At 60.5% G+C, this 19715-nt stretch carries 17 protein-coding genes and 1 other RNA gene; 13 read left to right on the top strand and 5 right to left on the bottom strand.

Annotated features, from left to right (window positions below):
- Positions 1–98: 98 nt before the first annotated feature.
- The gene (locus tag AD949_RS11790; protein WP_244463277.1) at positions 99–539 is read right to left on the bottom strand and encodes a hypothetical protein; all 441 of its coding nucleotides are present in this window, start codon (positions 537–539) and stop codon (positions 99–101) included.
- Positions 540–681: 142 nt separating this feature from the next.
- Between AD949_RS11790 and ffs the strand changes: the two genes are divergently transcribed.
- From ffs to folB, 6 genes are all read left to right on the top strand, one after another.
- Positions 682–779: signal recognition particle sRNA small type (gene ffs, locus AD949_RS11795), an RNA gene on the top strand.
- A gap of 56 nt (positions 780–835) precedes the next feature.
- A complete protein-coding gene (locus tag AD949_RS11800; RefSeq protein WP_048834849.1) occupies positions 836–2932 on the top strand; it encodes a DNA polymerase III subunit gamma/tau in 2097 nt (698 codons plus the stop codon).
- 117 nt (positions 2933–3049) lie between these two features.
- Complete coding sequence (locus AD949_RS11805) at positions 3050–3373, top strand: YbaB/EbfC family nucleoid-associated protein (RefSeq protein ID WP_048834850.1); 324 nt, start codon at positions 3050–3052, stop codon at positions 3371–3373.
- 16 nt (positions 3374–3389) lie between these two features.
- The gene (recR, locus tag AD949_RS11810) at positions 3390–3986 is read left to right on the top strand and encodes a recombination mediator RecR (RefSeq protein WP_048834851.1); all 597 of its coding nucleotides are present in this window, start codon (positions 3390–3392) and stop codon (positions 3984–3986) included.
- A 32-nt stretch (positions 3987–4018) separates the two neighbouring features.
- Positions 4019–4819: an SDR family oxidoreductase gene (locus tag AD949_RS11815; protein ID WP_082064587.1), complete on the top strand. Its 801-nt coding sequence runs from the start codon at positions 4019–4021 to the stop codon at positions 4817–4819.
- Between the two features lie 5 nt (positions 4820–4824).
- The gene (gene folB / locus AD949_RS11820; protein ID WP_048834853.1) at positions 4825–5217 is read left to right on the top strand and encodes a dihydroneopterin aldolase; all 393 of its coding nucleotides are present in this window, start codon (positions 4825–4827) and stop codon (positions 5215–5217) included.
- 110 nt (positions 5218–5327) lie between these two features.
- Here the strand turns inward: folB and AD949_RS11825 are convergent, their stop codons facing one another.
- A complete protein-coding gene (locus tag AD949_RS11825; protein ID WP_048834854.1) occupies positions 5328–5657 on the bottom strand; it encodes a TIGR02300 family protein in 330 nt (109 codons plus the stop codon).
- Between the two features lie 240 nt (positions 5658–5897).
- On the opposite strand from AD949_RS11825, the gene aroA reads away from it, so the two are divergent.
- The 4 genes from aroA to AD949_RS11845 all read left to right on the top strand — a co-directional run bounded on the left by aroA (position 5898) and on the right by AD949_RS11845 (position 11544).
- Positions 5898–7247: a 3-phosphoshikimate 1-carboxyvinyltransferase gene (gene aroA / locus AD949_RS11830; RefSeq protein WP_048834855.1), complete on the top strand. Its 1350-nt coding sequence runs from the start codon at positions 5898–5900 to the stop codon at positions 7245–7247.
- On the top strand, positions 7247–7897 hold the full coding sequence (gene cmk / locus AD949_RS11835; protein WP_048834856.1) for a (d)CMP kinase: 651 nt from the start codon (positions 7247–7249) through the stop codon (positions 7895–7897). The genes aroA and cmk overlap by 1 nt, the downstream gene beginning before the upstream one ends.
- Positions 7898–8175: 278 nt before the next feature.
- Positions 8176–9888 carry a 30S ribosomal protein S1 gene (gene rpsA, locus AD949_RS11840; RefSeq protein WP_048834857.1) on the top strand — a complete coding sequence of 571 codons (1713 nt, stop codon included), beginning with the start codon at positions 8176–8178 and terminating at the stop codon, positions 9886–9888.
- A gap of 477 nt (positions 9889–10365) precedes the next feature.
- Positions 10366–11544: an L-dopachrome tautomerase-related protein gene (locus tag AD949_RS11845; protein ID WP_048834858.1), complete on the top strand. Its 1179-nt coding sequence runs from the start codon at positions 10366–10368 to the stop codon at positions 11542–11544.
- A 54-nt stretch (positions 11545–11598) separates the two neighbouring features.
- Here the strand turns inward: AD949_RS11845 and mtnK are convergent, their stop codons facing one another.
- The 3 genes from mtnK to rph all read right to left on the bottom strand — a co-directional run bounded on the left by mtnK (position 11599) and on the right by rph (position 14301).
- The gene (gene mtnK / locus AD949_RS11850; RefSeq protein WP_048834859.1) at positions 11599–12852 is read right to left on the bottom strand and encodes an S-methyl-5-thioribose kinase; all 1254 of its coding nucleotides are present in this window, start codon (positions 12850–12852) and stop codon (positions 11599–11601) included.
- 104 nt (positions 12853–12956) lie between these two features.
- On the bottom strand, positions 12957–13556 hold the full coding sequence (rdgB, locus tag AD949_RS11855; RefSeq protein ID WP_048834883.1) for an RdgB/HAM1 family non-canonical purine NTP pyrophosphatase: 600 nt from the start codon (positions 13554–13556) through the stop codon (positions 12957–12959).
- Between the two features lie 16 nt (positions 13557–13572).
- Complete coding sequence (rph, locus tag AD949_RS11860; protein WP_048834860.1) at positions 13573–14301, bottom strand: ribonuclease PH; 729 nt, start codon at positions 14299–14301, stop codon at positions 13573–13575.
- A 154-nt stretch (positions 14302–14455) separates the two neighbouring features.
- Here rph and hrcA point away from each other — a divergent pair, with 154 nt between their 5' ends.
- The 3 genes from hrcA to prfB all read left to right on the top strand — a co-directional run bounded on the left by hrcA (position 14456) and on the right by prfB (position 19550).
- Positions 14456–15529, top strand: a complete 1074-nt coding sequence (gene hrcA, locus AD949_RS11865; protein WP_048834861.1) for a heat-inducible transcriptional repressor HrcA — start codon at positions 14456–14458, stop codon at positions 15527–15529.
- A 79-nt stretch (positions 15530–15608) separates the two neighbouring features.
- Positions 15609–18368, top strand: a complete 2760-nt coding sequence (locus AD949_RS11870) for a penicillin-binding protein 1A (RefSeq protein WP_048834862.1) — start codon at positions 15609–15611, stop codon at positions 18366–18368.
- A gap of 50 nt (positions 18369–18418) precedes the next feature.
- A protein-coding gene (gene prfB, locus AD949_RS11875) for a peptide chain release factor 2 (RefSeq protein WP_096430372.1) occupies positions 18419–19550 on the top strand; the annotation gives its coding sequence in 2 pieces (ribosomal slippage) (positions 18419–18487 and positions 18489–19550; 1131 coding nt in all).
- Positions 19551–19715: the final 165 nt, after the last annotated feature.

Below are 19715 nucleotides of genomic sequence, written 5' to 3' on the forward strand. Positions count from 1 at the left end.
TATATCGTTTTCAAAACGTGCGCTATGGGAAACTCAGACGGGTGGAGGACGGTCAGACTGTCGGTTTGTCGGCAGAGTGACTGGATAAACAGGGCCGCTCAGTCCGCAGCAGAGGACGATGCGGGACCATCCGGCACACTGCCCAGACGTTCACAGGCCTGTGCTAGTGCCTTTGCCGGGTTAGGGCTTTCGCAAAGCTGCCGCACGTCGGGCGAGCAGAGTTCAATGGAATTTTCAAAATCAGATTCCAGCACGTCCTGCGCGATTGCCAAATCCTGATCTTCCGTGCGGGTCTGTTCTTCCTGCAACTGGGCCTGTGTTTTGTGCAGTTCCTTCAGGGAGTCGATGCAGGCGGGGCTGGCGGCTTCCGGCTTGAACTGGAGGATGGCCAGTTCCTTCTGGAGTTGGGCATTGGGCACGGTGCTCCGTACGGAGGAGGAATTATCGCCCTCCTCAGCGTGCGCGTAAAAAGGGGCTGCGGTCAGGGCGGAAGCCAGCAGGACCATGGCGGCATGGGGGAACAGGCTGAATTTTGGCACGCGCAGACTCTCTGAAGGGCAAGGAAGAAGGGTCAGACCTTATACGTCCTACCCTGCCCTTTCCCGCAAGGCAAAGAGCGAAAAGGGAGGGGTGGCTGGGCAGGGTTGGCAGGAAGGACAATTTGGTGCTATCTCTCCTCCCGGAAAGTCGGCAGTGGACGTGCGCCTTGCTAACCTGGTCAGGTCCGGAAGGAAGCAGCCCTAGTGAGTTTCGACCGGGTCATTGTTCGGCTTTCCACCTTTTCCGCTCAGGGCTTCAGGCCACAGGAGCGTGAGTTTTTTTCCTCGGAACTGTCATGACCGATAAGACCGACGCGCACCTCTCCCGGGATGACGGGTTGCCCGATCCCGTGATGGAAGGCCCCGGTCTGTTTGGCGATGCGGCTCCTGCCGTGCCTGCGCCGGCCCCGGCCTCCCCGCCGCAGAACACCTCTCCCTACCGCGTTCTGGCGCGCAAATATCGCCCCACGACGTTTGATGACCTGATTGGTCAGGAAGCCATGGTCCGCACCCTGCGGAACGCCTTTGCGCTGGGGCGCGTGGCGCATGCCTTTATGCTGACAGGTGTGCGCGGGGTGGGGAAAACGACCACGGCCCGGATTATCGCCCGCGCGCTTAACTGTGTCGGGCCGGATGGCAAGGGTGGGCCAACGGCGGACCCGTGCGGCGTGTGCGCCAACTGCGTCGCTATTCTGAACGACCGGCACCCCGACGTGCTGGAAATGGACGCCGCCTCCCGCACCGGCGTGGATGATGTGCGCGAGATTATTGAGGCCACGCGGTTCCGCCCCATGCAGGGCCGCATGAAGGTCTTTATTATCGACGAAGTGCATATGCTCTCTCGCAATGCCTTCAACGCGCTGCTCAAAACGCTGGAAGAACCGCCCGCGCAAGTCACGTTCATTTTTGCCACCACGGAACTGCGCAAGGTGCCGGTGACGGTGTTGTCGCGCTGCCAGCGGTTTGACTTGCGCCGTGTGCCACAGGCTGATCTGGCGGTCCTCTTCGCCCGGATTGCCGAAAAAGAGCATGTCCGGTTGTCTGATGATGCGCTGGCGCTGATTGCCCGCGCAGCCGACGGGTCTGTGCGGGACGGGCTGTCTCTGCTGGATCAGGCCATCGCGCAGGGGGAGGGTGAGGCCGAGATTGGTGCCTCCGTCGTCAGTGACATGCTGGGGCTGGCGGACCGGCAGGTTGTGTTTGACCTGCTGGAAGCCGTTCTGACCGGCAAGCCCGATCAGGCTCTGGCGCTGGCGGATGCGGCTCATGCCCGTGGGGCGGATCTGGGGCTGGTTCTGGGCGATATGCTGGAGTTGGTCCATACCATTTCGCGTCTGCGGGCCGTGCCTTCCCTACGGGACTCGGCCGATATGCCGGAAGCCGAGCGGGTGCGCGGCACCGAGATGGCGGAAGCCCTGCCCGTGCCGGTGCTGATGCGCGCATGGCAGATGCTGGTGAAGGGGCTGAAGGAAGTGGAAATGGCACCAGACCGCCGGGCCGCGGCGGACATGGTGCTGATCCGGTTGTGTTACGTGGCGGACCTGCCCTCACCGGAAGATCTGGTGCGGCGTCTGTCTGGGCAGGGCGGGGGCGGGGCTGTGGCTCCTTCTCCCACCGGGGCTTCTAGCGGGCCTGCGGGCGCGCCTGCCGGGCCGGAGGGGAGTCCCCCTTCCGCTCTGAACGAGGCCCGGTCTGGCGGCGGCAGATCGGGTGGACAGGATAGCCCGCCACCTCTGCGTATGGTTGTCGGACAGTCCGGCGCGGTGCGGGTCCCTGCGGTTGCGTCTGCTGTCGCCGTGCAGGAGGAGCCTGTCGCGGATATTGCCCTGTCTCCCACTCCGGTTCCCACGGCAGCTCAAATTCCAGCCCCGGCCCTTGTGCCGGAGCCTGTCGCGGAACCGGAGCCGCAAGGACCTGTGGTGCCGCGCACATGGCGCGAGGCTGTGGCCCTGGTCAAAGAGCGGCGGGAGGCTCTGCTGCATGGCAATCTGCGCAATGGCGTGCATGCGGTGTCTTTTGCCCCCGGTGCCATTACCATGCGTATGCAGCCGGGATTACCGGCGGACCTTCCGCGCCACTTTCAGAAAGTGCTGGAAAGTGCTTCTGGCATGTCTTGGCGTATTCGCCTGTCTCAGGAGGATGGCGAGCCAACTCTGGATGAGCAGGGGGCGGAAATTATCCAGTTTCAGCGGCGCACCGCACAGGCGCACCCGCTGGTTAAAGCCATTCTGGCGGTTTTCCCGGATGCGGAACTGGGGGACGTGCAGGATCATGCTCTGGATGAGTATGGTCTGCCACCAGAGGAACCGCCCGAACTTGTCTTCGCCCCGCTTGACGCTGAACTGCTGGACGAGGATGAACGACCTTCCGACCCCGGTCTTTCAATAGACTAGGCCAGAGATAAGGCCAAAGACAGGGCCGGACAAACGGCCGGATTTCCGGCTACAACTGGAGTAAGGCGCACCGACGGCGCCGGGCTGTATGGATGCAGCCAGATAAGGAGAGATGCTGTGAAAAATCTTGCCGGACTGATGAAGCAGGCCACTCAGATGCAGGCGAAAATGGAAGCCATGCAGAGCTCACTGGAAGCCATGAATATTGAAGGCTCCGCAGGGGCGGGTATGGTGAAAGTGGTGCTGAGCGGGAAGGGCGACATGCGCTCCATCCAGATAGACCCCAAACTGGCTGACCCGGCAGAAATGGAAATGTTGCAGGACCTGATTATGGCTGCCTGCGCCGATGCCCGCACCAAGCTGGATACAAAAGCCGCTGAAGAAATGCAGAAAGTGACGGGTGGTCTGAACCTGCCTGCCGGCATGAAGCTGCCGTTCTGACCTGACGGAGCGCGGCATGGGCGGGCATGAGATAGAGCAGCTTATCAGGCTATTGGGGCGGTTGCCGGGGTTTGGCCCGCGTTCTGCCCGCCGTATTGCCCTGTTCCTGCTGCGGGATACACAGGCCCGTCTGGTACCGCTGGCCCGTGCGCTGGAGCGTGCGGGTGAGGCTGTAAAAACCTGTTCTACCTGCGGTAATCTGGACACCGTGGACCCATGCCATATCTGCACCGACCCATTGCGGGACTCCGGCGTGGTGTGTGTGGTGGAAACGGTGGGAGACCTCTGGGCGCTGGAGCGTGCCGGAGTGCATCGCGGCGTGTATCAGGTGTTGGGGGGTACGTTGTCCCCTCTGGCGGGCATTGGCCCCGAGGACCTGAATATTGGCCCGCTGATGGCCCGGCTGGAGCAGGGCAGCGTGCGGGAAGTGATTCTCGCATTGGGTGCCACGGTAGAAGGAGCGACAACCATGCACTGGCTGATGGACAAGCTGGCTTTTTATGAGGGCGTGACAGTAAGCCGCGTGGCGCAGGGTATGCCAGTTGGCGGCGCGCTGGATGTGCTGGATGATGGCACACTGGCCGCAGCGCTTGGCGCACGGAGACCGGCATGACCGCGCCTGATCCTGCCGCCTGCGTGACGTCCGTGCCGCTGAGTGTCTTTCCGATTTCTCCCACTCTGCCGCGCCGCGCTCTGGTAACGGGCGGCAAGGCGCGCTTAGGGCAGGCTATTGTGCTTGCTCTGGCGGAAGCCGGGTTTGATGTCGCCATCCATTATCGGGGCGACCGGGCCGGGGCGGACGCAACCCTGAAGGCCGTCGAGGCGCGTGGGCGGAAAGGCTGCCTGCTTCAGGGAGACCTGGCGCGAGAAGAAGAGGTGACGCCGCTTGTGCCCGCCGCCATGGAGGCTCTGGGTGGCCCGCTGGGCGTGCTGGTGAATAACGCGTCCACCTTTGAGCGTGATGAGTGGGATAATACCACGCGCGAGAGCTGGATGGGGCATATGAAACCTAACCTGCGGGCTCCATTTGTGCTGATGCAGGATTTTGCCAAAGCGCTCCCCGCGCAGGCGGAGGGGATGATCCTGAACATGCTGGATGAGCGTGTGTGGTCTCTAACCCCGCATTTTATCAGCTACACCGTTTCCAAAAGCGCCTTATGGACCCTCACGCAGACCATGGCGCTGGCGCTGGCGCCTAAAAAAATCCGGGTAAATGCCATCGGTCCCGGCCCGGCGCTGCCCAGCCCGCGCCAGACGGAAGAGCAGTTTGCAAAACAGTGTGCCTCGGTGCCGCTGGGGCAGGGGACCTCACCGGCGGAAGTCGCGCGGGCGGCACTGGCCCTTCTGGCTCTGCCGTCCGTGACCGGCCAGATGCTGGCGCTGGATGGTGGGCAGCATCTGCAATGGTCACCAGCGCTCCCGGCGGGTGCGGGGCTGGAAGAATAGGACGAATGACAATTTTTGCTCCATGGGCGGAAAAACCGCCTTTGCGCCACCTTTTTTTGAAAAACATGGTGCTGGATGCCCAGATCGGCGTGTTCCCGCATGAGCAGGGGGTCACGCAGCGTATTCGCGTATCCGTCTCCTTCGGAGTGCTGGACGGGAATGATCTGGAAGTGGGCGCGGATGATCTGAGCCGTACTGTGTCTTATGAAGATGTTGTGCTGCTGGTGCGCCGCATCGTGCAGGAAGGCCATGTGCAGCTAGTGGAAACGCTGGCCGAGCGCATTGCGGCCGGAGTTCTGGCCGATGCTCGTGTAAAGGTTGTGCGTGTGCGCATTGAAAAGCTTGATGTGTTTGAAGAAATTGAGGCGGTGGGCGTGGAAATAGAGCGCCGCGCGTAAACACAACCCACAAAAAAAGCCCGGCATAAACCGGGCTTTTAAAGGTCTATCACGATAGCGTGATAGCTAGCGGATAAAGAAGCCGGGGGCTGCCCGACTTCCTGATATCCTCAGGAATCGTGTTCGTCCGAATCCGTGCTCACATCAATATCGGAGCTGATGTCGTCATCATCGTCATCGTCCAGATCCGGTGAATCTTCCAGCACATCATCATCGGTATCGGCTTCTGTATCGATATCGATATCTTCATCATCTTTTTTGGCCGGGGCGGGCGTGTTCGCGTGCGGTGTCAGACTGTCTGAGTTGCGACGCAGGCGGGAGACAAGCTCCGGCTGTTCCGTGCCACATTTCGGGCAAACGGCGGGAGACCTGTTCAGGTCATAGAAGCGGGCACCGCAGGACACGCAGACGCGTTTGGTGCCGAGATCGGGCTGGGACATCTTGCTACCTGTCGATCCTGGTCAGACATTGGGACAAAGCGTGTCCCGGAAAAAGACGATTCCCCCAAACCGCGGCGCGGAGGGAAAACAATCCAGACGTATTAAGGCGAGGCCACATGCCATTGCACAGGGGTCCTGTCAAACCCTGAAGCACAGATCGCTCATATTTTTACGCAAAAAGACGTCGTTTCCCTGCCTCGCGGATTGACTTACGGCAGGACAAGCCGGAAGGAAATACTCATGACACAGCCTTCAGCTTCCCCGTCCAGCGCCCTGCGTATCGCCCGTCCGGCAACACCCCTCAGCGGTAAGATTGCCGTGCCGGGTGATAAATCCATCAGCCACCGCGCCCTGATGTTCGCGGCCCTTGCCCGTGGCGAGACGCGGATTGTGGGCCTGCTGGAGGGTGAGGATGTTCTGCGCACCGCCGCCGCCATGCGGGCGCTGGGGGCAAAAATCTCGCAGGAAGAAGATGGCCGCTGGCATGTGCATGGCTGCGGGCTGGGCGCGTTGCGGGAGCCGGTGGACGTGCTGGATATGGGCAATTCCGGCACCGCCGCGCGCCTGTTGTCCGGCCTTCTGGCCAGCCACGGCATTATGTCCGTCATGACTGGGGATGCCAGCCTGCGCCGCAGACCGATGAAGCGCGTGATGGACCCGCTGGCAGGCACCGGAGCCACCTTCCTTGCGCGGGATGGCGGGCGGTTGCCTCTGGCTATTCAGGGGAATGCGCAGCCTGCGCCGCTCACCTACCGTCTGCCGGTGGCGTCGGCTCAGGTAAAGTCCGCCGTGTTGCTGGCGGGCCTGAATGCGGAGGGGGTCACGCAGGTGGAAGAACCTGTGCCCACCCGTGACCATACGGAAAATATGCTGCGGCATTTTGGCGCGCAGGTGACGGTGGAAGAAACGCCGGAAGGCGGTCGTGTTATCCGGTTGGAAGGCAAGCCGCGTCTGGTGGCGCGGGATGTTACCGTGCCGGGGGACCCCTCTTCCGCCGCCTTTGTGCTGGTGGCTGCCCTGCTGGTGCCGGGGTCTGATGTGGTGATTACCAATGTGGGCCTGAACCTGCTGCGCACGGGCCTGTTTACCACCTTGCGGGAAATGGGCGGGCGGCTGGATATTCTCAATGAGCGCACCGAGGGCGGTGAACCTGTGGGAGACCTGCATGTACGGGCTTCTTCGCTTCAGGCCGTAGATGTTCCGGCAGACCGCGCGCCCTCCATGATTGATGAATATCCCGTTCTGGCCGTAGCTGCGGCTTATGCAACCGGCATTTCCCGCTTGCGCGGGCTGGAAGAACTGCGTGTGAAGGAGAGTGACCGTCTGGCCGCTACTGTGGCGCTGTTGGAAAAAAACGGTGTGCGCACCCGCGTTGATGGGGATGACCTGATTATCCACGGCACAGGCGGCCATATTCCCGGTGGCGGGCTGGTGGAAACCCATATGGACCACCGTCTGGCCATGAGTGCGTCCGTGCTGGGACTGGTGGCGGAACAGCCGGTGGATATTGATGATACCGCGTTTATTGACACCAGCTTCCCCGGTTATTTTGCGTTAATGAACCGCCTTGGCGCAGGATTTTCAGCGTAATGCGTGGCGGTCCGGTTATAGCGGTTGATGGCCCGGCGGCTGCGGGAAAAGGCACGCTGGCCAAGCGTCTGGCGGCGGAACTGAACCTGCCATATCTGGATACCGGCCTGCTCTACCGCGCTGTGGGGCGGCTGGTGCTGGATGCCGGGCAGGACCCGGCGGCTCCGGCAGAGGCGTTTGCCCGCAAGCTGACAGCGGACGATACGCAGCGCAAAGACCTGCGCACACAAGAGGTTGCCCGTGCCGCCAGCCTTGTTGCCGCGCAGCCAGCGGTGCGGAGTGCTCTTGTGGAAACGCAGCGGCGCTTTGCGCAGGCGCGTGGCGGGGTGCTGGATGGCCGAGATATCGGCACAGCCATTTTTCCGGATGCGGATGTCAAACTGTTCATCACGGCCTCTCCAGCCACGCGGGCTCTGCGTCGCTTTTTGCAGCTTGGGGAAGACCCGGCGGCGGATGATGCAAAGGCCCGGCTTGCAAACATGGCGGATGCCTTAAAAGCGCGGGATGCGGCGGATGCCGGGCGCGAGGCCGCCCCCATGCAGGTGGCGGATGATGCGGTTGTGATTGAGACCGATACCCTCAGCGCAGACGCGGTTTTGGCCGAGGTTCTGCGGGTTGTGCGAGAGCGACTCGGCGCGCACGCAGGCTGAGCCGCTGCGGTAGCTTTTGAGAAGTTCTCGCGAAATCAATAATTTTACTGCCGCCCTCCATTAAAATCCGGCGGATTGTGTTGACAAGCCGCGGGTGGAGGGTGTCTCTGCCCTCAGATGCCTGTTGTGCGCAGCAGGTTTCCTTTTCAGTCAGGGTCGCGGGAGCAAAAGCGGGCCATAGGGTCCGTTACCTTTTTCGCGGCAAGTCGTGCTGCCGGCTGGTGGTGCGCAGGAAGTGTCGGCTTCATTCCGGGCCGATGCAGGATTTACAGTTACACATGGCTTCAGCCGCAACCCCGGCCACGGACCATTTCCGTGGCGAAGATTTTGCTACCCTTCTTGACGAGACCCTCGGCCGCGATACCGGCTTTGACGGGTCCGTGGTGCGTGGGCGTATTGTCCGCCTGACCGACGAATTCGCGATTGTCGATGTTGGTCTGAAGAGCGAAGGCCGCGTGTCCCTGCGCGAATTTGCTCCTCAGGGCGTGGCCCCCGACGTTAAGCCGGGTGACGTTGTTGAGCTGTATGTTGAGCGTTACGAAGACCGTGACGGCAGCATCGTGCTCTCTCGTGAAAAAGCCCGCCGTGAAGAAGCTTGGACGAACCTTGAAAAAGCGTTCGAAGCAAACCAGCGCGTTAACGGCACCATTTATGGTCGCGTTAAAGGTGGCTTCACGGTTGATCTGGGTGGCGCCATGGCGTTCCTGCCCGGCAGCCAGGTTGATATCCGCCCGGTGCGTGACGTCAGCCCGCTGATGGGTGTTCCGCAGCCCTTCCAGATCCTGAAAATGGATCGCGCACGTGGCAACATCGTTGTCTCCCGTCGCGCCGTTCTGGAAGAAACCCGTGCAGAACAGCGCAGCGAACTGATTCAGGGCCTGACCGAAGGCATGATTCTGGACGGCGTTGTGAAGAACATCACCGATTACGGTGCGTTCGTTGACCTCGGCGGCGTTGACGGCCTGCTGCATGTGACCGACATCGCATGGAAGCGCATCAACCACCCGTCTGAAGCGCTCCAGATCGGCCAGCCGGTTCGCGTGCAGGTGATCCGCTTCAACTCCGATACGCAGCGCATCTCCCTCGGCATGAAGCAGCTTGAAGCTGATCCGTGGGAAAATGTTGCCTTGAAGTACCCGCCGGGTGCGCGTTACACGGGCCGCGTGACCAACATCACCGATTACGGCGCATTTGTTGAGCTGGAGCCGGGCGTTGAAGGTCTGGTGCACGTTTCCGAAATGTCCTGGACGAAGAAGAACGTCCATCCGGGCAAGATCGTCGCTACTTCTCAGGAAGTCGACGTGATGGTTCTGGATGTGGACAGCGCGAAGCGCCGCATCTCTCTGGGCCTCAAGCAGGTTCAGCGCAACCCGTGGGAGCAGTTCGCGGAAGAGCACAAGATTGGCTCCACCGTAGAAGGCGAAATCCGCAACATCACCGAATTCGGTCTGTTTGTTGGTCTCTCCGCAGACATCGACGGCATGGTTCACATGTCCGACCTGTCTTGGGACGAAACTGGCGAAGAAGCCATGAAGCACTACGAAAAGGGCCAGGTTGTCAAAGCCAAGGTTCTGGACGTTGATGTTGAGAAAGAACGTATCTCTCTCGGTATCAAGCAGCTTCAGGAAGACCCGGCCGCTGACGTTCTGACGAGCGTTCAGAAAGGTGCGATCGTGACCTGCACCGTCACCGCCGTTCAGTCCAACGGGATTGAAGTGAAGGTTGACGATGTTCTGACCGGCTTCATCCGCCGTGCGGAACTGGCCCGTGATAAGGCTGAGCAGCGTCCGGAACGCTTTGCGATTGGTGAACGCGTTGATGCGAAGGTGGTCTCTGTTGACCGCGCTGCCCGCAAGCTCGCGCTGACCATCAAAGGTCGCGAAGTTGAGGAAGACAAGCAGGCTATCAACGAATACGGCTCATCCGACAGCGGTGCGTCTCTCGGTGATATTCTGGGCGCGGCTATCCGTCGCCGTAACACGGATAGCTGAGACAACCGGGCCTGAGGAGGGAGCCGCCATTTGGCAGGCTCTGTCCGAAGGCGCTGTGTTGACGCTGAGTTCAGGAAAGGCGGTGCCGGAAACGGCGCCGCCTTTTTTGTATCTGCGGGCCGGAGCCTGACATTGTTGCCTGACGCCATCTTCCTCAGGTTTGTGATCGGCGCGTGTCAGGCATGGGGTTGTTCCCCGGGAATGTGCATGACAGCCTAGACTGCCTTCACAAGCAGGAGTGATGCTTCCATGACGTCCCGTCCGTTTTCTGGCTGTTCGCCCGTCCTGCCTTCTTCCGTGTCTTCCAGTCTTCCCGAATGGGGTGATGATGTCCCGCGTGAGCGGGCGGCTAGGCAGAGGCAGAACGAGGAGAGCAGACGGGGGCAGAGTGAGGGGCAGGGGGAGACTGGGCGACCTCTCCACCGCAGACGGCTTTTGGCGTCAGCGGCGCTGGGAGGCTGTGGACTTTCTGGGGCGATGGGCCTGCTCCGTCCGGCAGCGGCGCGTGCTGCGCAGGAGACCGAAAGACGGGAGAGCGGCACGCCGACAACCGGCGTGAATGGGGATCAGGGGTACGAATCCGCCGGACCGTTTGAAATTGTCGCTGATTTTTATGGTCCCGGTCCGTCCGGTGTGGTGGTGACGGAGTCGGGACGGATTTTTGTGGGCTTTCCACGGCATGCGGTGAACCATAAAGGCGCAACGCTGGGGGAACTGGTGCAGGGGCGGGTTGTGCCTTGGCCGAGCGTGGCCCTGAGCATGCCCTCAGCCGCAGCTCCGGCGGATAGGCTGATGTCCATTCATGGGATGACCATGGATACGCAGGGCCGCATCTGGGCGATTGATGATGGCAAACTGGCTGGCCAGCCCTTACAGCCGGGAGCTGCCAAGCTGGTCTGTTTTGACCCGGCCAGCAACCGGATGGTGCAGAAAATTGTGCTGACGGCCCCAACGCTGCTGCCAGACAGCCATATGAATGATTTGCGGGTGGATCTCACACACGGTCAGGCTGGCACGGCGTATATCACCGATAGTTCCTTTGGGCACAGCCCGGCGCTGGTGGTGGTGGATATTGCCACAGGGCGGCAGCGGCGGGTGCTGGCAACCCATCCCTCCACGCAGGCGGAGCCGGGATTTATGGCCATGGTGGAAGGTGTGCCGCTGGTTTACACGCCGGGCAAGCCGCAGCGCTTTGTGACGGGCGGAGCGGATGGTATCACGCTCAGCCCCAATAGTGACAGGCTGTATTACGCGCCCCTGACCAGCCGCCGACTTTACAGCCTGCCGACCGCCCTGCTGTCAGACCAGACTGTGAGTGAGGAGGCGCTGGCGGCTGCCGTAAAAGATGAGGGCGAAAAAGGTACAGCCGATGGGCTAGCGACAGACGCGCAGGGGCGGATTTACACCACCAATTTTGAACAGGACTGTATTTTACGGCGGAATACCGATGGGTCCTTTGACCTGATGGTGCATGACCCGCGTATTCTCTCGCCGGATGGCATTTTCTGCACGAAAACGCATGTTTATTGCACTTTGGGCCAGTGGAACCGCCTCGCCGGTTTTAATGGCGGGCAGGATAAAAGAAAGCCCCCCTATCATCTGATCCGTTTCCCGATTGGCCCTGTCCCGGCTTATGACGCGGAACAGAAAACATGAGTATTGTCCAAGGAGATCAGAGGGCAGAAGAGGTTTGCATGTTCATGAGCCCGTTCAGGGAGTGGAGAGGTTCTGGTAGAGAAGCTCAAGAAAATCTGCCAGAGATTTCAGGGGTTTTTTCTGCTCAAGGCAGTCTTTTGCAAAAAGGAGTGCTGCTTTCTGGCGTGTTGTGCGGGTGGGCTGATCTGTCAGAACGGAAAAATCCGCAATATGGGCGTAGCCAACAAGACGCCGGATGATTTCTGTGGCGCAGAATCCTAACATATCCTGAAAAATATTTTGGATAAAAAGGGATTTTTCAAAATTCTGTGTCGATTTGTCTGTGGTTGCGTAATAAAGGGTTGAGCGGTCTTCCGCCCATTCTCTGTTCTGCCACAGGTCAAGAAAGCATTTTGTGAAACTGGTCCAAAATGTCTGGATCATATCCAGATGGGCCGCCTGTCCGGCGCGGTCCGGTGTGGCGAAAAAACTCAGGATCAGATTGCCCACAAACAGACCGGCATCAAACCCGATGGGACCATAAGTGGCAAATTCTCCATCAATAATGCGCGTGTCGGTTCCATTGGTCATGATGGAGCCGGTATGCAGGTCTCCATGCAGCAGGGCTTGTGGGGCACTTAAAAAATGCAGACGTAGACTATCAATTCTGGCTAGTACAGACGGGCTGTTGCGTAGGGCGGCCACAATAGGCGTCAGTTGCGGGTCCGCCCAGTGGTTGCGGGGATGGTCATGGTACGGGTCTATCAAAATCAGATCGACCGTAATGCGGGTGAGCGTCTGGTTACGGGCAAAACAGATGCGTCGGTCCATAACCCGTTCAAACGGTTCCGCCAGCAGGGAGGTCGCAAACGTGCTGCGGGCAACAAAATCGCCCACCTGTGCGGCAACGGCTGGGTGATATTGTCCGGCCATCAGGGCCGTGCGCATCACGGTATGCCCGGACAGGCTCGGGACAATCAGAATAAACTGTTCGGCGTCAAAATGTAGACATTCGGTTGTCAGGTCCGGCACATGCGGGAAGATGGCCCGCAGCCATGAGGCCTCAAAAAAAGTGCGGTCCAGCGGCATTTTCCATGTGGGGTCAACACGCACATGGGGGAGCGCCTGTTTCAGGCAGATGCCGCCCTGTGGACCTTCGGCCAGAAAAACCATGTTGAGGTTGCCATCACTGACTTCCCGTACATGCCAATCCTCCGGCGTACCGCCAAGACGACCTGCAATGGAGGGAAGAGACGCAATGAACGTCCGGACACCTTCAAGGTCCAGAGTGTGATAAGCAGAGGTCTGCTGCGGGTTGGACGTCGTCATGGTGACTCTGTTTTTCCGGGCTTTGTCATGCTGTGTGGGTGAAGGTGGGCCACACAGCAAAGAAGGCGGTCAGACAGGGCACAAAACCCTGTCTGTAAAAGACCTTAATCCAGACAGGCTTCTTTGAAAGCTTTAAACGCATGCGCCCGGTGGCTGATGGCGTTTTTCTCGGCCTCTTCCATTTCGGCAAAGGTCCGGCTTTCACCCGTTGGGGTAAAAATCGGGTCATAACCATGACCTTTTTCGCCGCGCGGGGGCCATGTGATGCTGCCATCCACGCGGCCTTCAAAACTGCGGGTGGTGCCGTCAGGATAGGCAAGGCACAGCACGCAGATAAACCATGCGTCCCGCTCGTCTGACCCAATGCCGTCTTCAATGCGGGCCATGGCTGCCGGGAAGTCTTTGTCCGGTCCAGCCCAGCGGGCTGAGTAAATGCCCGGCGCGCCGCCCAGCGCGCTGACGCACAGGCCGGAATCGTCCGCCAGAGCGGGGAGGCCGGTGGCTTTGGCAGCCGCCAATGCCTTGAGGGCCGCATTGCCGGCAAACGTGGTGGCCGTTTCTTCCGGTTCTGGCAGATTGAGGTCGCCTGCGGAGAGTACAGTCACCCCAAAATCCGCCAACAGCGTGGAAAATTCCGCCAGCTTGCCAGCATTGTGGCTGGCCAGAACCAGTTTGCTGCCAGCCTCCAGCTTGTGGGCCTCCAGTTTGCCGTGCGCCATGTTAGCGGTTCTCCGCTGTTTCAACGGCCAGCGTCTGGGCGTCAAACAGGACAGAAACGCCGGTGCGGGCGAGGGCGAACAGGTCATTAAACGCGTCTTCGGTGAACGGAGACTCTTCTGCTGTGCCCTGAATTTCCACAATGCGGCGGTCGGCGGTCAGCACGAAATTGGTGTCGGCGGCGGCGGCACTATCTTCTTCATAATCCAGATCCAGCACCGGGCCAGCTTTGGTCAGACCGCAGGACACAGCGGCAACCTGCCCGCGCAACGGCATGTGGCTCAGCACATTTTTGGCCACCAGTTGGCCAAGGGCCAGACGCATGGCCACCCATGCACCGGTAATGGAGGCGCAGCGCGTGCCGCCATCGGCGTTCAGAACGTCACAATCCAGCGTGATGCTCATTTCACCCAGTGCGGCCAGATCCACTACAGAGCGTAGGGAGCGGCCAATCAGGCGCTGGATTTCCTGCGTGCGGCCAGACTGCTTGCCTTTGGCGGCTTCACGGCTGCCACGGGTATGGGTGGCGCGGGGCAGCATGCCGTATTCCGCCGTGACCCAGCCGGTGCCCTTGCCGCGCAGGAAAGGCGGTACCCGGTTTTCAACACTGGCAACGCAGAGCACTTCCGTGCCGCCTACGCGGATAAGGGCGGAGCCTTCCGCATGGTGGGCAAAGCCGGTTTCAATGGTGACGGGGCGCATCTGGTTGGGCTGGCGGCCGGATGGGCGCATGGGGAAACTCCTTAACTCAAGAATGGTCTCTGCACATAAAGCGGTTTTGTCAGGAGCGAAACCGTGCAGCGGCGGCATTGTTTTTCTTGTCATACTAAAGCGGAGATGGGCAGAAGCAGAAAGGTCCTGTTGTGAAGGAGGAGCCTGAACGCTCATGAAACGTGGTCTGCGCCCCGCAAAACCCGGTCTGCCACCGGGGCTTGATTCCCGGTCTGCCACCATTCTGCGTGAGATTGTGGAGGAATATGTGGCGAGTGGCGAGCCTGTCGGCTCACGCACGCTGTCCCGCAGGCTTGGGCTGCCGCTCTCTCCGGCCACGATCCGCAATGTCATGGCGTCGTTGACGGAAGCAGGGTTGCTGTTCTCTCCCCATACCTCTGCGGGACGTCTGCCGACCGAGGCTGGACTGCGCCTGTTTGTGGATGGCCTGTTGCAGTTTGGCAGCCTCTCGGAGGAGGACAGGCGCGGGATCGGTCAGTCACTAGAAGCGCGGGGGCGTTCTTTGCAGGATACGCTGACTGAGGCGTCCTCCCTGCTGTCCGGTATGTCGGATGCCGCCGGATTGGTGATTGCCCCTAAAGGTGAGGGCGGCGTCAAACATATCGAGTTTGTCGCCTTGGGTGGAAACCGGGCGCTGGTTGTGCTGGTCGGCACGGATGGGCATGTGGAAAACCGGGTGATTGAAACCCCGGCCGGGATGCTGCCTTCTGCGCTGGTTGAGGCCGCCAATTATCTGAATGCGCACGCTCTTGGTGCAACCCTGCTGGACCTGCGGGCACGGGTTGGGGCGGATATTGCTGAAAACCGCAGTGCGCTGGATCAACTGACCGCGGATGTGGTGGAAAGTGGTCTGGCCATCTGGGGTGGTGGGGATGAAGAGCGGGGCGGCACCCTGATTATCCGTGGGCAGGGCAAGCTGCTGACGGATGTGGACGGGCAGGAGCGTCTGCTGGCCATTCAGGCTTTGTTTGACCGTCTGGAACGGCAGGAAACCATGCTGCGGCTGCTGGAACTGGCGGAAAACTCCGAGGGTGTACGGATTTTTATTGGGGCTGAAAGCGGATTGTTTGGCGGCACCGGCATGTCCATGGTGGTGGCGCCAGCCCGGAACGAGGCGAACAGGATTGTCGGGGCGATTGGCGTGATTGGCCCCACGCGCATCAATTACGGCCGGATTATCCCGGTTGTGGACTACACAGCACGGTTTTTAGGCGAAATGCTGGGTTAGGCAGAAAATTCGCCATCATCTGGTCAGGAAGAGCGACGAGAATGAAGACGGCAGTGCATGAGAATGGTAAAGGACCAGCATGACAACAACTCCGTCTTCTGGTGAACCCGGGTCGTCTTCCAACAAGAATGGGGGTGGCAACGCGTCTTCCCGCAATGGTCCTGCATGGCGCAGGCCGCGTTTCCGCCAGTGGCGGGGGGTGCTCGGCACGGTTGCGGGGCTGGCGCTTGTCGGCACGACCGGGGCAGCGGTTCTTGTCTGGACCCAGTATGAAGGCATTGTGGCGGACCTGCCAACGGTTGAAGGCTTACGGACCTATCAGCCACCGGTGATGAGCCGCCTTTATGCGTCGGATGACCGGCTGATTGCGGAATTGGCGGATGAGCGCCGGGTTTTTGTCCCGTACAGCGCCATTCCGGACCGCGTGAAGAACGCCTTTATTGCAGCGGAAGACCAGAAATTCTGGAGCCATAAGGGTGTAGATCCCATGGCCATTGCTCGCGCCGGGCTGACGGACCTCACACGCGGCAAGGGACGCAGGCCGATTGGGGCCTCGACCATCACGCAGCAGGTGGCGCGTGTGATGTTGCTGGGCAGTAATGCGGTTTCCATGAAGAGAAAGGCCAAGGAAGCCTTCCTTGCCATGCGGATTGAGCAGGTTCTGCCCAAGAGCAAGATTCTCGAAATCTATCTTAACGAAATTTATCTGGGCAGCGGGGCTTACGGCATCGGGGCTGCCGCGCAGACCTATTTTAATAAGCCGCTGGACCAGTTGGATGATGCGGAGGCGGCCTTCCTTGGGGCGCTGCCCAAATCCCCCACCAATTACAACCCGGTGCGCTACCCTGATGCCGCCCGTGGGCGCCGCAACTGGGTGCTGGAACGGATGGCGGAAACGGGCGCGCTGACGCATGAAGCCGCGCGCGCGGCAGAGGCGGAACCCTTGATTCCGCATAACTTTGTGCGCCCCGGCCCGGCTCCCGGCTCCGAATGGTTTGCCGAGGAAGTGCGCCGCCAGCTTCTGGAAAAATATGGTCAGGACATGACCATGCAGGGTGGCTTGGACGTGCATACCAGTCTGGACCCGTCTCTTCAGCTCACAGCGCAGACAATGCTGCGGCAGGGGCTGATGGCGTATGACCGTGCGCATGGCGGCTGGCGCGGTCCGGTCAAGCATGTGCAGACCGTCAGTGCCTCCTCCTCTCAGGAAGAATGGGCTGCCGCTTTGCAGGCGGAAGTTGCCCCGTTGGGGATGCTGGACCAGTGGCGTCTGGCTGTCGTGCTGGACCCGGCCCGCGGGCGGGTTGGCTGGCTGGAAGGCGCTCTTGTGCGCCGTAATGCCGCCATGCAGGGCGGCACGCCGCAGACGGGGGAAATTCAGGACCGGGATCTGAGCTGGACCCGGCGCTTCAGGCTGCTGAAAGCGGGTGATCTGGTTATGGTCGAACCCCAAGCCGGAAGCAGCCGCGTCGCCCTGATGCAGGTGCCGCATGTGGAAGGCGCTGTGGTGACGCTGAATGCCCGCACCGGGCGCGTTCTGGCGCTGGTCGGGGGCTGGTCTTTCCAGACCTCGCAGTTTGACCGCGCGACACAGGCGCTGCGCCAGCCCGGCTCTTCCTTCAAGCCGTTTGTGTATTTGCAGGCGATGGAGCAGGGCATTTCGCCCTCTCAGTCGTTTGACGATTCGCCCGTGTCCTACGGCACATGGCACCCGAATAACTATGAGAAAGATTTCTGGGGGCCGACCTCCCTGCATGATGCGTTGCGGGAATCCCGCAATCTGGTGACCATCCGCCTTGCGGCCCATATCGGCATCAAGAATGTGGCGGATCTGGCAACCCGAATCGGGCTGGTGGACTCCATGCCGCATGTGCTGCCCGCAGCACTTGGGGCCGTGGAAACCACGGTGCTGAAAGAAGCGGGGGCCTATGCCTCCCTCGCCGCCGGTGGGCGCAAAGTGACCCCCACCCTGATTGATGACGTGCAGGACCGGGATGGGCGGGTGATCTGGCGTCCGGAGGGGATTGCTCTGACCTCCGCGTCTGCTCAGGCCGCAGCGACCACGCCTCTAGCCCAGACACCAGACGCGGATGCCGTTTTTCCGGATGCGCCCAAGGGGCAGGACGGCGCGAAGGCACCCGCGCCAGCAGCTCCCGTGCCAGTGCAGGAGCCTGCGGTAAAGCTGGTCATGCCGGGGCAGGATGATCTGCCAGAGGTGCAGGATAATCGCCCGCGTGTGGCGTCTGAGCAGAGTGCCTTCCAGATTACCACCATGTTGCAGGATGTTATCCGGCGCGGCACGGGCGTACAGGCCGGGCAGGGGATAGACTACCCGTTGGCCGGGAAAACCGGCACCAGCCAGAATTTTAATGATGCGTGGTTTGCCGGGTATTCGCCTGATCTGGTGACAGTGGTCTGGATTGGGTTTGATACGCCGGAATCCCTCGGCAAAAATGAAACCGGCGGGGCGATTGCCGGGCCGATCTGGAACAAGGTGATGAAAACCGCGCTTGAAAATCGCCCGAAGCTGGATTTTGCAGCGCCGGAGGGGGTTACGCTGGTGCGGTATGATACGGGCCGTGGCGTTGCGATTGATGCCTTCAAGCCGGGCCAGATTCCGGGCGTGAGTGTCAGTCTGGCGGACAATGGAGCATCCCGTGAGCTGACAGCCGCCGATACCGGGGCTGAAAACATGCCGGATTCGGAAAGTGATATGGCGTCTGGACCCGGTCAGTCAGGTGGCGCAGCTGCCAACCCCGGCCAGTCTGCGGCCCCCGGCGCGCCAAAAGCGCCTCCCGCGGCCTCCGGGGGTGACATTGGCATGGGTGGCCTCTATTGAAGCCGTTCGCGTTTAAGACTTGTATAAAGACCTGATGGAGAGACGGCCCGATGTCGGCTGAGACAGAAGCCCTTAATGACCAGATCAAGCAGTCGGTGGCACTGCTGAGGAGGCATCTTTAACTGGGATGTCGCTCAGGCCAGACTTGCCGAACTGAACAACCGGGCTGAAGACCCGGATTTATGGAATGATTCCGAGGCCGCCCAGAAGCTGATGCGTGAACGCACTCTGCTGGCTGGACAGGTTGAAGGTGTGCAGAAGCTGGAAGCCAGTGTGCAGGATACCTGTGAACTGGTGGAACTGGCCGAAGCAGAAGGGGATGCGGACGTGGTGGCGGAAGCCACGGTAGCCCTGAAGGCGCTGGCGGAAGACGCCAAACGCCGTGAGACCGAAAGCCTGCTGTCTGGTGAGGCCGATAGCAATGACTGCTATCTGGAAGTCAACGCCGGCGCTGGCGGGACGGAAGCACAGGACTGGGCGGAAATGATGCTGCGCATGTACACCCGCTGGGCGGAAGCCCATGGGTACAAGGTGACGCTCATGGAAAGCTCGGAAGGGGAACAGGCGGGGCTGAAGTCCGCCACCATTCTGGTCTCCGGACCGAATGCGTATGGCTGGATGAAAACAGAGGCCGGGGTGCATCGTCTGGTGCGTATTTCCCCATTTGATGCTGCTGCCCGTCGGCAGACATCCTTTGCGTCTGTCTGGGTTTATCCCGTGATTGATGATTCGATTGAGATCGAAGTCAACGATTCAGACCTGAAGGTGGATACGTTCCGGGCATCCGGCGCGGGTGGCCAGCACGTCAACAAGACGGATTCAGCCATTCGTATCACCCATATCCCCACCGGGATTGTAGTGGCGTGTCAGACAGACCGCTCCCAGCATCGCAACCGGGCCACGGCCATGCAGATGCTGCGTGCGCGCCTGTATGAGGCGGAATTGCAGAAGCGCGAGGCTGCGGCTGCGGCAACGGAAGCCGCCAAGACAGAGATTGGCTGGGGGCATCAGATCCGCTCTTACGTTCTGGCACCGTACCAGATGGTCAAGGATTTGCGGACCAACGTGGAAACAGGAAACCCCAGCGCGGTACTGGATGGGGATCTGGATGCCTTCATGGCAGCGGCCCTTGCGGCACGGGTGGGTGCTACACGTTCTGAAGCGAGTGCTAACGCGCAATAAACTGCACATTTACCCTTAACGAAAAACGGGCATCTTCGGGGCCCGTTTTTTTATATTGCGCACAAGAAGGGAACCGCGACAGATTCAGGAACGTTACAAAGAATTTTTTTTTAAATAACATTGGGTTCAAAAACAGGCACACGCAGGGTCATTTCTGGAGAGTCA

Origin of the sequence: Acetobacter orleanensis, from assembly GCF_001581005.1 — a bacterium.
Taxonomy (GTDB): domain Bacteria; phylum Pseudomonadota; class Alphaproteobacteria; order Acetobacterales; family Acetobacteraceae; genus Acetobacter; species Acetobacter orleanensis.

What these genes read in the sequence shown, in the direction of transcription:
- AD949_RS11800 (WP_048834849.1), top strand. Translation starts at nt 836, where the DNA reads ATGACCGATAAGACCGACGCGCACCTCTCCCGGGATGACGGGTTGCCC.
- recR (WP_048834851.1), top strand. Translation starts at nt 3,390, where the DNA reads ATGGGCGGGCATGAGATAGAGCAGCTTATCAGGCTATTGGGGCGGTTG.
- folB (WP_048834853.1), top strand. Translation starts at nt 4,825, where the DNA reads ATGACAATTTTTGCTCCATGGGCGGAAAAACCGCCTTTGCGCCACCTT.
- AD949_RS11825 (WP_048834854.1), bottom strand. Translation starts at nt 5,657, where the DNA reads ATGTCCCAGCCCGATCTCGGCACCAAACGCGTCTGCGTGTCCTGCGGT.
- aroA (WP_048834855.1), top strand. Translation starts at nt 5,898, where the DNA reads ATGACACAGCCTTCAGCTTCCCCGTCCAGCGCCCTGCGTATCGCCCGT.
- cmk (WP_048834856.1), top strand. Translation starts at nt 7,247, where the DNA reads ATGCGTGGCGGTCCGGTTATAGCGGTTGATGGCCCGGCGGCTGCGGGA.
- rpsA (WP_048834857.1), top strand. Translation starts at nt 8,176, where the DNA reads ATGGCTTCAGCCGCAACCCCGGCCACGGACCATTTCCGTGGCGAAGAT.
- AD949_RS11845 (WP_048834858.1), top strand. Translation starts at nt 10,366, where the DNA reads ATGGGCCTGCTCCGTCCGGCAGCGGCGCGTGCTGCGCAGGAGACCGAA.
- mtnK (WP_048834859.1), bottom strand. Translation starts at nt 12,852, where the DNA reads ATGACGACGTCCAACCCGCAGCAGACCTCTGCTTATCACACTCTGGAC.
- rph (WP_048834860.1), bottom strand. Translation starts at nt 14,301, where the DNA reads ATGCGCCCATCCGGCCGCCAGCCCAACCAGATGCGCCCCGTCACCATT.
- hrcA (WP_048834861.1), top strand. Translation starts at nt 14,456, where the DNA reads ATGAAACGTGGTCTGCGCCCCGCAAAACCCGGTCTGCCACCGGGGCTT.
- AD949_RS11870 (WP_048834862.1), top strand. Translation starts at nt 15,609, where the DNA reads ATGACAACAACTCCGTCTTCTGGTGAACCCGGGTCGTCTTCCAACAAG.